A 15,796-nucleotide genomic window follows, 5' to 3' on the forward strand; every position below is an offset into this window, starting at 1 on the left:
TTTTGTTGTTATAATACTCATTCATATTACAAGTATAATGTTTGTTTTTAGAATTATAGAACTACGATATTGGTTGTATATTTAGATCAAACAAACAAGACCGCAAATTAAAGCAACGAAGCAATTCCGATAGTTATCGGGAGCTATACTCGCTTTATGTGGTGGTCTTCTGGCAACAATATGAAAAAAACATTCGTAATTCTAATTTTGACCATTTTCAGTTTAAACTTATTGACTGCTCAACAGACAATTTCGGAAATTGAAAAGTTAGCTTCAATTGGAAAAATTTACGGGTTTCTAAAATATTATCATCCCGAGGTTGGAAAAGGAATTTATAACTGGGACGATGAATTTATCAAATATCTTCCAAAAGTTTTAAAAGCAACTGATAAGAACGACCTATCAGCAATTTACATAGACTGGATTAACAACTTGGGTAACATAGACGTTTGTAAAAAATGTAGCTCTGAAGAAAATTACTTCGATAAAAACTTTGACTTATCGTGGTTACAAAACGAAAATCTTTTTAATGATAAGCTTTCGTCAAAATTAAAATTCATTGAAAATAACAGAATTCAGAAGGAAAACTTTTATGTAGAAATACAACCTGTCGGCAACATAAAAATTACTAACGAACCACAATACAAAAATTTTGAATTCCCTAACGAAGAATATAGATTATTGGGTTTGTTTAAATATTGGAATATAATAGAATATTTTTATCCATATAAATACATGACCGACCAAAATTGGGATTCTGTTTTAAGACAAATGATACCGAAAATTAAAAACGCTAAAAATCAAAGTGACTACCAAAATAAGATTAAAGAACTTGTCGCAAAATTAGATGATACACACGCTTGGATAAGTTTCTCTGACGAAAGACCTATGTATATTCCTGCAAAGATTTCCCATATTGAAAATAAAGCGGTTGTTTCAGGTTTTTATAACGATTCCATTGCTAATCTCAACAACTTACAATTAGGAGACGTTATTTTGAAGATTAATGATTTAGATGTTAGAACAGAAAAAGACAAAAACCTAAAGTATGTCGCAGGTTCCAATAAAAACATTAAAACTAAAAACACTTACACTAAAATTTTTAGCGGTTCAGAAAAGGAAATAAACCTAACCATAGACAGACAAGGGCAAGTTGAAAAAATCAAAGTAAACAGATACGATTTTAATGATTTTAACTATTGGGATAATTCTAAAGCAATTAAATCAAAATCGGTCACTGACGAAGTTGGCTATATAAATATGGCAAGCGTTAAAGGCAGAGATATTGAAGATATTTTTAAATCATTTGACACTAAAAAATCAATCATAATAGATTTAAGAAATTATCCCGCCTTTATTTATAATAGATTTTCTAGATATTTAAATACAGAAAAAAAGGATTTTAGTAAAATTTATAGTCCGAACATTAATTACCCTTCAAGATTTAGCTACACAGATAATCTACGAACAAACAGTAGTAAAAAGGCATTTAAGGGAAGAATTATATTGTTAGTAAATGAAGAGTCTTTGAGTAGGACTGAATTTACGGCTATGGCTTTTCAAACAGCTGACAATATAATTACAGTTGGAAACCAAACTGCAGGAGCTGATGGAGATGTTGTTGTGTTTGAATATTTAGGAGGTTACAGAACAGCAATATCAGGAAATGGAATTCTTTATCCTGACGGTTCGGAAACACAACGAAATGGAATTAGAATAGATGTTGAAGTTAAATCGACAATTAATGGATTAATAAATGGTCGTGATGAAGTTTTGGAAAAAGCAATCGAATTAGCCTCTGAATGAAAAACTGTTGCCAACAAAATAACTGAGTTAAAAGTTGACCTCGGCTCCAACCCAACACTTTGCTTTTAAACAAATCTTAATCTATAATTTCCATCATGGGGTCTTACTACTTCTCTGAAGGTAATAGCTTATTTGAGAGCTTAGTTATTACTGCGATGAAATTGTTTTATTTCTCATACTTGAGGTATGCTTTCGCTAAAGCGAACTTTTGAGATTCACAACCATCGGGAGAGCTCAGCGTTAAAACGTACTAATCACTGTACCTCTTACCCCACCACAAAAAAGCCACCACCGTCCCCGGTGATGGCTAAACATCAATCAAATCAAATCAAAAAACTACTTATCTTTTTATGACAAACTTGCCACTGTGTTGTTGTGAGGCACTATCTATTATTTTATAAGTGTAGATACCTGTTTGTAAATTTGGAGCGTTATAGGCTGCTGTTAGCCCTCCGTTATTTGTTGCTATTTCTTGTACATCTACTATGCGTCCTAGCATATCTACTACTGTGATTTGTACTGTTGCACTTGCTTGTGGCAAGCGTATTGTAGTTTGTGATATAAATGGATTAGGGTAATTTATTAATGCATCTGCTGCCACTATATTTTCTTCGGTTGAGAGTACTTCTGAGTTTGCAAATTGTATATCATTAACATCCATTTCCTTTGTAACCATCGTTCCATCTTGAGAGACCATGGTAAATACTACCGTTACTAGATCATTAAGTAACAACGGTGTTCCCGACGGACTTGTAAAGTTCTCAAATGAGATATCAAAATCTTGATAGTTGTCTGTAAGTACTATTGTTGCTTTATACTGATCTTCCCAGATTTCTATACTTTCCTTTACAAAAGTGATTTCTAAGTTTCCTGTTCCCTTTGCTGTCATTTGTAATGCATTAAACATGCTTACATCTACTGCTTGAAAACGTGCTGTAAGTGCTCTATATGACGCAACATAACTGTTTGTAGTTGCTGTGAGTGAAAGGTTGCGTTCTATAGCATAAGTATCATCTCCATATGTTTGTTCATTTTCTGAAATCTCATAGGTTATTACATCTGTACCTTCTTGAGATGCATCTACTCCCCATGGGCCGTCAGATAAGAATAAATCATCTGGAGTATTAATCCCGTCGCCTATTCTAAAGCCTATGTCAAATAAGTATCCAGTATCTATAGTTACTTGTGTGATGTAATTTTCGCCAAGTGAGATGCTAGAGGTTGTTGTTACAATTTCGCTTGTTTCTGTTGCTCTTATTCCTGCGTCAAACGTCACACTTTCGGTTGCATTTGTATTGATGATTTCTAGTTGTAAAGCTCCGTTGTTATAGTTTCCTTTTTTTACAAATACGGTAGGTGGTGTCGAGGTATTATATGAAGTTACTGGCTTCTGTACTTCTAGAAGATTCAGAACTTGTTGTCCTAGTTTATGTAAATCATCTATCGAGTTTGCCCATATTTGGAAGTTGTAAAATGTTACATCATCTTCATAGCTATCAAGATTCCAGTGGCTTTCTACAGCAAACTCAGTCTCGTTGTTTACCATTTTCGCCGAAAGGCTTAAAACAAATTCTACACTCCCATCAATATTTTTAATGAGGGACTTAATAAATTGTTGATCATTAATTGCTATGGTAGAGACAGAGATAAGCTCTGCTCCTAATAAACGATCACAGATATACTTAGTGTGCTCATACACGCCATTTTCTGTCTTAAGTGCAAGTATAGATGCGGTTGAGAGCTCTCCTTTTATATAATCTACAGCATATACATCTGTTGCATTTGTGATAGCTACTAGATCTGTAGGTGTAGACTCTACTACATAATCCTCATCAATTTCCTCTAGTGGGATAAGGTCTGCAAGCGTAAACGCTTGAGCAGTTCTTACAGCATAGGTTTCTTTCTTATCTACTAGCGGTGCAAGGTCTTTATTAAATTCATAGCTCTCCTTTGCACGATTAAAATTACGTTTGGCAATAGCGTTAGACAGTCTATTATTACTTTCTAGTCCTCCTTTATTTCCTGTAGATGCTTCTGGATCAATAGTGGCACACATCCCGTATCCCGAGCATGATGGATCTTCACAATCAATAAGTCCGTCACCGTCATCATCAATTCCGTTATCACAAATTTCTTGTAAAACTGGTGCTGTAGGGCAACGTGCGCCATCATTACTATTACTTGATGGTCCAAAGGCAAAAAGATTTGAATCTATAACTCCTATTCCGTCAAGGTCTTGTACACTTTGTATCACGTAGATAGTTCCTGTTTGATTTGCAGATACATAAAAACGTCCCGATGCATCAAAATATACAGCTCCATAGGTATAATCAAGCCCTGATAAAATAGGTACGACACCTAATGTTTGTACTTGTCCATTTTCTGGATTAATTCTATATAAAATGTTTGTTCCTTTTTCAACAGCATACAATTGGTTATCTACTGCATTAAATGCCCAGTCGTGAATACTTAAACCTTGAGATAATGAAGCCGTCGAAGTAAGCTCTGTATATGTTTCTGATGCTGGGTCGAGGTCTACAGTGTAGTATGTGCTCCCGCCAGCTTTAAAATAATATTGTCCATCTACATTTATATCGCCTACATATTTATTTCCTGTAGGCAATGCATCTATAGTGATGGTAGTTGTCTCAAAGTTTTGATCAATTCTAACAATTGATTTTGATGGACTTGATAAGTATCCCCAGATATAACCATCTGCTGGATTATATGCCGCTGCGTTTATGTTTCCAGGTGTAATATCCTTTGCTGCTAGAAAAGAGTTTCCAGAAGCAAGGTCAATAGAATAAACATCATTGTATTGAAACAAATAAGCGCTAAAATCACAATTAAAAGGTACATCTTGTGCGCTGGCTGTAAATGAATACAACAGGCAGCTTAGTGCTATTATTTGCCTTGTAAGAGAGTAGAAATTTGCAATCATAATGCTTCTATTGATGTGATTATAGAAACAAAATTAGGCAGTTTATACCCTGATTTTCAATTTATTCGACCGCACTGATACTTGTATCGTTGAGTGGTAATTTACTGTAGACGAATGGAATTTGTTGTTTTATAGCAAGTTAAGACGCTTCATAAGTTCAGGTCTGTTAGATCGACTTATTGGGATTACATCTCTAGCTATCAGGACACTATTATCCTCAATATCAACTATTTTCTTAATATTAATAATGTAAGAGCGATGTATTTTTAAGAAAAGACTATCTGGTAGTTTTTCTTCTATTTTCTTAAGTGTAGAGTGTACGGTATAATTTTTTCCTTCGGTTTTTATAAGTACATAGTCACCTTTTGCTTCTACTAGAAAGATTTTATCAAACTCAATTTTTATGAGACGCCTATCTATGTTTACATACATCTCCTTTTCTGAAGCCTCTTCTTGTTTTGCTTCTTGAGGTAACGCAGCTTTTTGTGTAACTGGAGATTTAAAGTTCTCTACTTTTTGCATGGCTTTGAGAAATCTAGGCAGCGTTATAGGCTTTACTAAATAATCTACAATACAATCATACTCAAAAGCCTCGATCGCAAAGTCACGATCTGATGTTGTAAGTACAATTTTAGGCGGGTTTTTAAGCGAATCTATAAAGTCAAAACCAGTAAAATCTGGCATGTGTATGTCTAAGAATATGAGGTCAATCTCGTTCTTATTCAAAAACTTGATTGCCTGCATTGCATTAGGAAACTCATCAATTACATTGAGTTCGTCTACCTGGCTACACAAATGCGATACGATAGTACGTGCCGCAGTTTCATCATCTACAATTATACAGTTCAACATTTAGGTATTTTGTGATTTAGTATGCAATTTACAGATTATAAATCTTTTATAAAATGGATTACAGCGGTTAGAATGCTATCAAATTCTTCTTTTAAGGTTGATTTTCCTTCCTTCAGCTCATCTTCATAGGCAATGGCGAGTTCGTATCCTTTCTCTAATCCTACGATTCCTAATTTGTGCTTTATCTTATGTACGTTTTCGGCCGCTTTCGCGAAAGCGGAATCATTCATATTACCTTCATACTCGGCAATTTCTTGGGGTAATTCTGCTTGTACTACGCCTATCAGCTTTTTTTCAAAACCTGCGTCTCCCCCTGAAAGTTCTTTGATATAATTGAGATTGGGCTTTTCCATATTATGTAGTTTGAGGTAGTGTAAAATAAAATGTGGTACCAACGCCTTCTGCACTATCTAACCAAATCTTACCATCATAAAAATGGACAATTTTCTTAACGATAGATAAGCCTATTCCTGTGCTTTCCGAATCATTTTCTAGCTTTTGAAACACTTGAAAAATCTTATGGAAGTATGCTGGATTAATTCCTTTTCCATTATCCTTGATTTCAAATTGGTAACTATCATCCAGATCTCGTGCAATTACCTCTATAAGTCCTTGTGGCTTATCTATACTGCTTACGGCATTACCTATCAAGTTTTGAAATAACTGCTGTATCTTAAAACGGTCTGCAAGAATAGTAGGCATTTTATGCACTTTTATAGTGATATGCTCTGGTAAATGCATGAGATCTACCGTCTCTTTTACAAGTACATTTAAGTCTATTTGTCGCTCTGTACGAACTTCCTTGTCAATAGAAGAGTAGTTTAAAATACCCGTAATTAGGGCATCCATTTTTTCTAAATGGGTTACTATAAGGCCTATTTGCGTTTTCCCCTCCTCGCCTATGGCATCTCCATAATCTTCTTTGAGCCAACTTACCAATGCTTCAATACTGCGCAGTGGTGACTTGAGGTCATGAGATACAATGTGTGCATAATCATTGAGCTCTTGGTTTTGTAATGCAAGCTCTTTTACAAGTAATTCTTGATCCCTATTTACTAGGATAAGTTGCTCTGCCTGCTGGCTTATATATTCGGCTAGATTTGTTTCTCCTATATCTATGTCTCCATCTTCTTCACCAAAAGGTTGTACAGCATTTATTACAGACTGTAAACGTATCAACAACCCTTGCTGGCGTTCTGATTCTTCTCTAAGCTGCTTATTTGCCTCATATAACTCATCTGAGCTTATTTGCATAGCTCGCTGGGTCATCTTGAATTGATCGTCAAGATTATCATATGACGCCGCCACCGCATTAAAAAAGACCTGCATATCCTCACGACCTTTTAGATCATCAGGAAGATATTTACGTATTTGTCTTTTTAAAAGTGGATTCATTTACTCGCTTATTAAGGTAATTGTCATGGTCTGGTTGTGCAATTTACAACTACGTTCTCCGTAAAAAGGGGCAATCTCTCCGTAAGAGTACATCCCACTTATCACGACATCGTCACCTATCACACTCATTACCTCCTCAACTTCTTCTTCTATACGTTGATCTAGTACTAATTTACGTCCTATACAGCTTATAAGCAAGGCTAATTGTGGCGGATTATTTCTACCTTCCATCGCTCGTAGTGCCGCCGTTTCTGATGCAGAAGCGATGCTATCCATATTAGTCATCATGAGTTGCACCTTAGATTGCTCTGGCACATCTCCCGCGAGAATCATAGCATTTTTCTCTTCGTCTATATTTAAAATAGTTCGTACAAATGACTGGTCGTTTTCTTTACTCCTTACATTTAGAGGATAAATAAGTGCAGAACCTGGAAGATCTTTTGCTTTGTCACCTAGATATGTTTTGTATAAATCTAATGCTGGTTTACCATCTATCTCATATAAGATATTACCATCAGATTTTGTGATAAGTCTTTCTGGTCCAAAAGGAGTCCACCCGCCATAAATTGAGAAGGAGGCTTCAAAAGTTTCTCCATAAAAACCAATTACCACAATTTCACCTTCCTTTGGGGCTGCATTATAAGAGGCTAGTGTCTTTTCAAAACGTGCATCATCTCCACAAAGTCCGCCAGTGATTAATACATTAGGCAAAGCTTCTTGCATCCCCTTTGTAAGAGCAGATCCATTTACAAAACTACCTTCAGACAATACAAATACATGCTTAAGGCCTTCTGCAGTTAACTTCTTAATTATTGTAGATCCCGCCTTCTCACTATCATCTCCTACTTCATGTATATTAAATGTTTGAATCTCAAAGGAAGACTTTTCAAACTCTATGGCAGTTATGGTTATGTGATTATCATTTACAGCTCCAGTTACAATCTCTCCACTAGAAGATCCAAAAACAAGATGTCCCGAAGGAAACAAGTCTCTTACTTCCTCGTAAACTCCTTCTTTTTCTAGAAGAAAGCGATTCCCTAGAATAAGCACCAGCGGATTATCAAGTGCTATAAATTCACTTAAATAGTTCCATGAACCAGACGAGTCGCGTTGTAATTGTACTGTTTTCATTATGTTATTTTTGTAGTGTAAAGAAGAACGTTGTGCCCTCCCCTACGGTGCTTTCTAACCAGATACTTCCTTTATATAAGTCTACTATTTTCTTCACGATAGAAAGTCCTATACCAGTAGAGTCTTTGTGGTTATTAAGTGATTGAAAAATTTTAAATATTTTATCGTGATACTCTTTAGGAATCCCAATTCCATTATCCTTTACAGTAAACGTGTAATGAGTTTTGTTTTCTGTAAAACCTACTTCTATAAGACCTTTTTCTTTATCACAATAGCGTATCGCATTACTCATCAAGTTCTGAAACAACTGTTGTAACTTGACTTTATCACCATTTACCGTAGGTAAATCTGGATGAATAGTTAGTGTTATATGTTCTGGACAATGAAGTAAGGTTTCTATATCTGCTAGTACTTCTTGTAAATCCACTTTTTCTGGAGCTGCATTTTCAGATCCTACGCTGGAGTACTCAAGCACGTCTGAAATAAGCTGTTCCATTTTTTCTAAAGTGGTGTCTATCATCTCAAGATGACTCATTGTTTCCTCTGTAAGCACACCTTCATTATCGTCCTTAATCCAATTTACTAGGGCATTTATACTCCTAAGCGGACTTTTAAGATCATGAGAGACTACATGTGCATATTCTTGTAACTCATGATTACTTTTTTCAAGCTTCTTTAAAAGATTTTCTTTCTGTATCTCTAAACTTTTGAGCTCTGTAATGTCAAGGTGTACACCTATAGAGCCTATCACTTTGCCATTGATATTATAATTAGGTGCCGCACTTATTAACAAGTGTCTTAACTCACCGCTCTTTGTTATAACTTCTACTTCGTATGAATTTGATACTCCCTTTAATCTTTTCTTTTTCTCTTGAGTAAGTCTTATTTGAGATGCTGGTGTAAGTAGTATTTCCTTTGCATTTTTTCCAAGTATTTCCTCCTCCGTATATCCAGATAATAGTTCAAAACTATTATTGACCATCAAAATTTCATTATCAAGATTTACCTCAGTAAGACCCAAGTTCATATTTGCAATAATGTCACTATACTTCTGGCGTTCTGCTTCTATGCTTTCGCGAAATTTTCTTCTCAAAGTCACATCTCTATACGTCCAGAGGTGTCCTTTATAAACACCCTCTTCATATATTGGAATAAAATCTCTTTCTAAAATGCGACCATCTTTTAATTTAAGCTCATCAGATAGTACTTGCTCTTTGTTTTGCGTAAGCGTATTTATTCTTGATATAAATTCTTCTGGGTTCTTAAAGAGATCCTTGCTTTCTGTAGCTGCATTCTCACAGTTTACTCCAATAAGTTGATCTGGAGTCGCAGAGATACTAAAGAAATCGCAAAAGCGATTATTTGTAATGACAACATTGCGGTGCTCATCTTCTAGAAGAATACCACTCTCTAGATTTAAAATAAGTGTAGATAATCTATTTTCTGAATCTATGAGTCGCTGCTCTGCGGCTTTTTCTTGGGTGATATCTCTTACGATACCTTGTGCTGCGATAACTTTTCCTGAGGCATTACGTACTAAACTAGCGTTTATGTGTACTAAGCATGTCTTACCACTCGCAATAACTATTTTTATATGGAAATCTGTAACTGAGCCGGCGGTATAAAGTTCTTCAAAACCTTTTGATGCTTTTTGAACTTCATCTGGGTGTACGAGTTCTATTAAATTTAAACCATCTTTTATGGTGTAACCTAGTAGCTCCTCTGCGGCTTGGTTCATTTTAATAACAGTCCCCATTAGATCCATGACCACATAGGCATCCACTATGTTTTCAAACACTCCTTCAAGTTCAGAAGTGCGTTCTTTTACAATATCTTCAAGTTTTGAATTTGAAACCCTTAACTCTTCAGATTTGTGATATAATTCTAATGACTTTTCCTCAAGAATACGCTCGGCTTCTTTTCTAGCGGCTTTTTCACGTGCTAGTGCTCTTTCATACATCTTGATTTTGGGGTCACTCATATGTTGCTATGCTGAATTTAACTTCGGTTCCGTTTTCTTTTAATTTTTCAACTAAGATAGTAGCTTTTGTATTAAAAAACTCAAAAGTTTTATTCATTAATCCGCGACCAAAGGCATGCATGGCTCTGCTTGACTTATAGATCATTACGAGACTATCAGGAGTCTTCTCTTCTATGGTAAAAGTAGGTAATTCTGCATCTGGATAAATCTTTCTAACTTCTACATGTATATGATTTTCTATAGATGAAAGCATCTCTATAGGGTCTGTATACTGTTTTAAAAATGATGGATAGCTCTTTTCTACAACCGTAAAAAAGTGTTCTCCGTATACCAGTAATAAATCATCAATTACAAGTCCTGTTTCCTTACTTAAATTAGTAAGTAAGCTCACCATCTCTGTAAAACTATATGTTCCTACTGCTGTATAAACACCATTAGAAGGCAACTCAGATTCATTAAGAATGGTGTCAACCATTTCTAAACCAAATTTTGTTTCAACAAGATCTAAAAACTCTGTAAATACAATTCCTTTCATTATGCTTTGATTAATTCATTCATACTCCAGTACTCTAATGCCGATTTTATTTTTTCAACGTAGTGATCATACTTTAAAGGTTTAATAATATAACCAGCCACTCCTGTATCATAGCAGGCTAGTATATCCTTACGGTTGCTTGACGTCGTGAGCATGACTGTGGGTAAAAATCGTAAAATTTCGTCTTTTTTCAAAATCTTCAAGAACTCTATACCATTGATTTTTGGCATATTAAGATCTAAAAATATTACATCTGGTAATACTGTGTGATCCTTGAGTATTTCAAGTGCTTCCTCACCATTTTTTGCTTCTATGAGCTCATGGTTCATTTCTAGCTTTGCTATGGCTCTTTTGAGTTTCATTACCTCAATGGCATCATCCTCAATGAGCAGTATTCGTAATTTTTTTGTCCCCAAACTATTGATCTTTATGTTTCCAAAGTTGGTCAATTAAAGTCGATATTCTACAATAATTAAGTTTAACGAGTCCTTTACTATAGACGGATGACGTTTAAGTGTCGACGAGTGGTAATTTACATGTATAATCTATCATTTTTAAATGAACTACTATATCCCTCCATAAATAGTACTTTTTCAAAAGCTGATATTCCTCATATTCTCTGTTTTTGCCATATAGTAATTTTGAAAAAACTCAAAATCAATGTGTACACTTATATCAAAGTACAATGTGGCAGGACCACGATATACAAGTTACCCTACTGTGCCTTATTGGGATCAAGATAACTTCTCTCTAACCCAGTGGAAAAACACTTTACAAGAAAGCTTTCGCGAAAGCAATACTTTACAAGGAATAAGTCTCTATGTACATTTACCTTATTGTGAGAGTATGTGTACTTTTTGTGGTTGTAACAAGCGTATTACAAAGAACCATGATGTAGAAATTCCTTATATACAATCTGTACTTAAGGAGCTCGCGATGTACGTAACTTTACTAGGAGATAAGCCAGTAATTAAACAGTTACACCTGGGCGGAGGAACGCCTACATTTTTCTCACCAGCACATCTTGAACGTCTTATGGATGGGATTTTTGCGCTCACAAAAAAGGCAAGCACTTTTGAACTCAGCTTTGAAGGGCATCCTAATAATACCACAAAAGAACACCTTGAAGCACTGTACAATAAAGGATTTACTAGAGTTTGTTACGGAGTTCAAGATTACAATACAACTGTACAGAAAGCTATAAATCGTGTACAACCTTATGCACACGTTCAAAACGCTACAGAAATTGCTCGTGCAACAGGTTATGAATCTGTAGGGCATGATATAATATATGGACTACCATTTCAAACGCAAGATGATGTTATAAATACCATAAATAAAACCATATCCCTTCACCCAGACCGTATTGCTTTTTATAGCTACGCCCATGTGCCATGGATAAAAGGTAATGGACAGCGAGGGTTTAAGGATGGAGATTTACCTAGTGCAGACCAGAAGAGAATGCAGTATGAGATAGGCAAAAAGATGCTAGTTAAAGCAGGGTATATTGAGATAGGTATGGATCACTTTGCGCTTAAAACAGATGCACTATTTAAAGCCCAGCAAGCGGGAACTATACATCGTAACTTTATGGGATATAATGCTAGCAAAACGCAAGTAATGATAGGCTTAGGAGTATCTGCCATAAGTGATAGCTGGTATAGTTTTGCTCAGAATGTAAAAAATATAGAGGAGTATCAACAACTTATAGAGGATGGAATTCTACCTATTTTTAGAGGTCATATCCTTACTGAAGAAGATCTTATCATCAGACAGCATATTCTTAATTTAATGTGCTCATTTGAGACTTCTTGGGATAAGGATCAAGGAAATTTTGCAGAGCTTCCAGATGTTCTTATAAAATTAAAGGAACTAGAAAACGACGGACTTCTAGAAATACACGCAAGAAAATTAATTGTTACAGAAAAGGGACGTTCTTTTGTAAGAAATATATGCCTTCCGTTTGACATGAGATTACAACGTAACAAGCCAGAGACTCAGCTATTTTCTATGACGGTTTAAAAGTCACCTCAACATATACTAAAAAAGGGAAGCATTACTGCTTCCCTTTTTTTATGCTCTTGAAGATTATAAGACTTCATCAAGTTCACGATTATCTTTGCGAACTAATACGATCTTTGCTATAAGTTAAAAGCCATTGTAATGATATAAATAGGTCGAGACCTTTAAAAACTAAGCAGTTTAATAAAGTACTTGTATATTCTATTACTATTTGTAATCCTCTACTTTTCATCAGTATCAGATTTTTTTGAGTCTCCCTTTATCATGTTTAGTACGATAAGTACAAGAGTGATACAAACTAAGGCAAATACTCCTATGAGTAGTGCTCCCATTCCCCAGTCTACGAGAAGTATTAAAAAATGTTCCATAATTATAAATGTTTGGTTGTTATTAATGACAAGAATGTTGTGCAGCCACTTTTTCTACACTTACCATCTTTGATGGTGATACGTAAGGAATACCAAGGCCAAGACCGCGTACTATAAATAAGACTCCTACAATGACTACAAAAACAGGAATCATCTTAACGATGCGCTGCTTTGCTTTTCCTTTTAAAAAATTACCTAAATAAATAGCAGTGGTCATTAATGGAATGGTACCTAATCCAAAAACTGCCATATACAATACTCCTTCCCAAGCACCACCAGAAGCAAGTGCGCCAAAAATCGCCATATATACAAGTCCGCAAGGCAATAGTCCGTTGAGATATCCTATAGTAAAAAACGTACCTGGGTCTTTTTTCTTAAGAGCGGTTCCCATGGAGCTCTTTACTTTCCCAACTGCCTTATATAACGGTCGTGAGAAGTTGTATTTATTGAAAATTTTAGTGGGTATGAGAATAACTACAATCATAAGTACACCTATGATTATAGATAGTTGCTGCTGAATGCCAAAGAGATTAAAACTTTTACCTACAATCCCAAATACTAAGCCCAAAACACTGTAAGTAAGTATACGCCCCGCGTGATAACTCATTAATTGGAAAGCTCTTTTTACAGGATTTTTACGATCTACGGGCAACATAAATGCAATGGGACCACACATTCCCACACAGTGGAAACTTCCCAAAAGACCAAATATGAGTGCAGACCACAACATTAGTAAACGATTGACTTTTTATACATGAATTCCTCTTCCCCGTCTGTCCACTCTATGATAATGTTCCATCGACCGTCTATCAGCTGATTGTCAGGTATGAGCAAATTAGATCCTGAAATAGCCAAAGGCACTTCAAAATCAAGTTGCTGATTAGACGGTCTGTATAGAAACACTTTTCCTTTATTTGTACTTTCTGAAATAGACGGTGGGAAGGTGAGTAACCATCCTTCTTGCGTGCGTTTTCCGCTAATCTCTCCTACGAGATTGCGCGCATTAGTCTCTGCATCTATTTCGGTTTGATATGCCATTTCTTTAGCATAATACTCTTCTGTCACAAGATCATGGCTATAATTATCATCTGTGCTCATCGTGATAACCATGTACAGAATAAAACCCATAAAACAAGCCATCGCCACTACAATACCCTTTCCCCAGTTCCATTTCATAACTCTTGTGTTTTAGTGATTTCTTGATTATTCTTCAGCGCTTCCATCATCAACTTTGCGCTGCATGCTTCGTTAGTTCCTGGCTGTCCTTTTTTACAGCCATCACAACATTTTTTATGCTCTGTACTCATAGTTTTTTTGTTTTGCTTTCGCGAAAGCGTACTCTTACTTATAACTTCTAGGTCCCAGAAATGCCGTTGTTGTCGTCTCAATAAGTTGGTCGCCGCTATACACTTCTATTTCCAAACGTTCTTTATCGCTTTTAATACCGCTTGCATTGATTTCTATAAATAGCGTTCCTTCTGCGAGTCCTTGTGCATCTACACTGAAACTATTACCAGAAACTACTTCTATAGTCCCTTTATGAGAGCGTAGTTCAAAATGCACATCTTCTATCTCCTCGACCGTTTTATTAACCAGCTTAAAGGTGTAGACATTACTAATCATGTTATTGTCTTTATGCTCATAAAGTTGTCCTGGTAATCTGAGAATGCGAGCTTCTACATCATTACGTAAAAACAACATCCCTATGAGTACCGCAGTAAGAATACCTAGTACAGCAACATACCCCTTGAGACGAGGTGTGAATTTAAATGGCGCTTTCTTTTCAATATTATCTTCACTAGCATAACGTATAAGACCTTTAGGAAGATCTACTGCTTCCATCATATGATCACAAGCATCTATACAAGCAGTACAGTTTACACATTCTAACTGTGTACCGTTACGTATGTCTATCCCTGTAGGGCATACATGCACACATGCGAAGCAATCTATACAATCTCCTTTTCCAGTAGATGGTCTGTCTTCATTTTTCTTAAACTTAGCTCTTCCTTCTTCCTTCTCTCCACGCTTATGATCATAAGCAACAATAATAGATTTGTTATCTAGTAACACTCCTTGTAACCTTCCGTAAGGACAAGCTATGATACACACCTGCTCTCTAAACCATGCAAATATGAAATAGAAAACCCCAGTAAATATGAGAAGTGATATTAGCGTACTAACGTGCTTAGATGGTCCGTCTGTGATGTACCTAATAAGCTGATCGCTCCCTATGAGATACGCAAGAAATACATTTGCAATTATAAAAGAGATGATAAAAAAGATAGTCCATTTTAAAACTCTCTTTTTGATTTTCTCCTTGTTCCAAGGCATTTTTTTAAGACGTATCTGCTTACCACGATCGCCATCTATCCAGTACTCAATACGACGAAAAACCATCTCCATAAAAATAGTTTGCGGACAAATCCATCCACAAAATATTCTACCAAATGCTACCGTAAATAGGATTACAAATACCACCCCAATAATCATCATAATTACAAAGAGATGAAAATCTTGAGGCCAGAATGGATACCCAAAAATATTGAACCTACGCTCCAGCACATTAAACATGAACAGCTGGTTCCCTCCTACTTTTATAAATGGTGAGCTAAGTAAAATAGCAAGTAATAAATAACTCACATACTTACGGTATTCATACCATTTCCCACTTGGCTTCTTAGGAAATACCCATGCGCGTTTCCCTTCCTTATCAAGGGTTCCCATGGTATCTCTAAAGTTATCTTTTCCTTGCTCTGCCATTA

Annotated in this window: 15 protein-coding genes; 2 read left to right on the forward strand and 13 right to left on the reverse strand. The window is 35.7% G+C overall.

Going from position 1 to position 15,796, the window contains the following annotated elements:
- The first annotated feature begins 180 nt into the window (after nucleotides 1–180).
- Nucleotides 181–1,806 (forward strand): S41 family peptidase, encoded by a 1,626-nt coding sequence (locus SJY37_RS14130; RefSeq protein WP_379953254.1) that lies wholly within the window; start codon nucleotides 181–183, stop codon nucleotides 1,804–1,806.
- A gap of 340 nt (nucleotides 1,807–2,146) precedes the next feature.
- Here the strand turns inward: SJY37_RS14130 and SJY37_RS14135 are convergent, their stop codons facing one another.
- From SJY37_RS14135 to SJY37_RS14170, 8 genes are all read right to left on the reverse strand, one after another.
- Nucleotides 2,147–4,747, reverse strand: coding sequence for a DUF6923 family protein (locus SJY37_RS14135; RefSeq protein WP_379953255.1), 2,601 nt, complete (start codon nucleotides 4,745–4,747; stop codon nucleotides 2,147–2,149).
- Nucleotides 4,748–4,876: 129 nt separating this feature from the next.
- Nucleotides 4,877–5,596 (reverse strand): LytR/AlgR family response regulator transcription factor, encoded by a 720-nt coding sequence (locus tag SJY37_RS14140; RefSeq protein ID WP_379953367.1) that lies wholly within the window; start codon nucleotides 5,594–5,596, stop codon nucleotides 4,877–4,879.
- Nucleotides 5,597–5,634: 38 nt separating this feature from the next.
- Nucleotides 5,635–5,952, reverse strand: a complete 318-nt coding sequence (locus SJY37_RS14145) for an Hpt domain-containing protein (RefSeq protein ID WP_379953256.1) — start codon at nucleotides 5,950–5,952, stop codon at nucleotides 5,635–5,637.
- 1 nt (nucleotide 5,953) lies between these two features.
- Nucleotides 5,954–6,994: an ATP-binding protein gene (locus SJY37_RS14150; RefSeq protein ID WP_379953257.1), complete on the reverse strand. Its 1,041-nt coding sequence runs from the start codon at nucleotides 6,992–6,994 to the stop codon at nucleotides 5,954–5,956.
- A complete protein-coding gene (locus SJY37_RS14155) occupies nucleotides 6,995–8,125 on the reverse strand; it encodes an FIST signal transduction protein (RefSeq protein WP_379953258.1) in 1,131 nt (376 codons plus the stop codon).
- A 4-nt stretch (nucleotides 8,126–8,129) separates the two neighbouring features.
- Complete coding sequence (locus SJY37_RS14160; protein ID WP_379953259.1) at nucleotides 8,130–10,106, reverse strand: PAS domain S-box protein; 1,977 nt, start codon at nucleotides 10,104–10,106, stop codon at nucleotides 8,130–8,132.
- Entirely contained in the window at nucleotides 10,099–10,641 is a 543-nt protein-coding gene (locus SJY37_RS14165; RefSeq protein WP_379953260.1) for a heme NO-binding domain-containing protein, read from the reverse strand. The genes SJY37_RS14160 and SJY37_RS14165 overlap by 8 nt, the downstream gene beginning before the upstream one ends.
- The gene (locus SJY37_RS14170) at nucleotides 10,641–11,057 is read right to left on the reverse strand and encodes a response regulator (protein WP_108879318.1); all 417 of its coding nucleotides are present in this window, start codon (nucleotides 11,055–11,057) and stop codon (nucleotides 10,641–10,643) included. Before SJY37_RS14170 ends, SJY37_RS14165 begins: the two co-directional genes overlap by 1 nt.
- Before the next feature lie 244 nt (nucleotides 11,058–11,301).
- Here SJY37_RS14170 and hemN point away from each other — a divergent pair, with 244 nt between their 5' ends.
- Entirely contained in the window at nucleotides 11,302–12,663 is a 1,362-nt protein-coding gene (gene hemN / locus SJY37_RS14175; protein ID WP_379953261.1) for an oxygen-independent coproporphyrinogen III oxidase, read from the forward strand.
- 221 nt (nucleotides 12,664–12,884) lie between these two features.
- Here hemN and SJY37_RS14180 read toward each other — a convergent pair whose 3' ends face one another.
- From SJY37_RS14180 to ccoG, 5 genes are read right to left on the reverse strand one after another with little or no spacing between them, the layout of a single operon-like run.
- Complete coding sequence (locus SJY37_RS14180) at nucleotides 12,885–13,031, reverse strand: hypothetical protein (protein WP_013751859.1); 147 nt, start codon at nucleotides 13,029–13,031, stop codon at nucleotides 12,885–12,887.
- Nucleotides 13,032–13,053: 22 nt separating this feature from the next.
- A complete protein-coding gene (locus SJY37_RS14185) occupies nucleotides 13,054–13,761 on the reverse strand; it encodes a sulfite exporter TauE/SafE family protein (RefSeq protein ID WP_298327582.1) in 708 nt (235 codons plus the stop codon).
- Entirely contained in the window at nucleotides 13,761–14,207 is a 447-nt protein-coding gene (locus SJY37_RS14190) for a FixH family protein (protein WP_298327579.1), read from the reverse strand. Before SJY37_RS14190 ends, SJY37_RS14185 begins: the two co-directional genes overlap by 1 nt.
- Complete coding sequence (locus tag SJY37_RS14195; protein ID WP_261375735.1) at nucleotides 14,204–14,338, reverse strand: hypothetical protein; 135 nt, start codon at nucleotides 14,336–14,338, stop codon at nucleotides 14,204–14,206. The genes SJY37_RS14190 and SJY37_RS14195 overlap by 4 nt, the downstream gene beginning before the upstream one ends.
- 34 nt (nucleotides 14,339–14,372) lie before the next feature.
- Complete coding sequence (ccoG, locus tag SJY37_RS14200) at nucleotides 14,373–15,794, reverse strand: cytochrome c oxidase accessory protein CcoG (protein ID WP_298327573.1); 1,422 nt, start codon at nucleotides 15,792–15,794, stop codon at nucleotides 14,373–14,375.
- Nucleotides 15,795–15,796 lie beyond the last annotated feature (2 nt).

Origin of the sequence: Dokdonia sp. R78006 (assembly GCF_042466145.1) — a bacterium.
GTDB lineage: Bacteria > Bacteroidota > Bacteroidia > Flavobacteriales > Flavobacteriaceae > Dokdonia.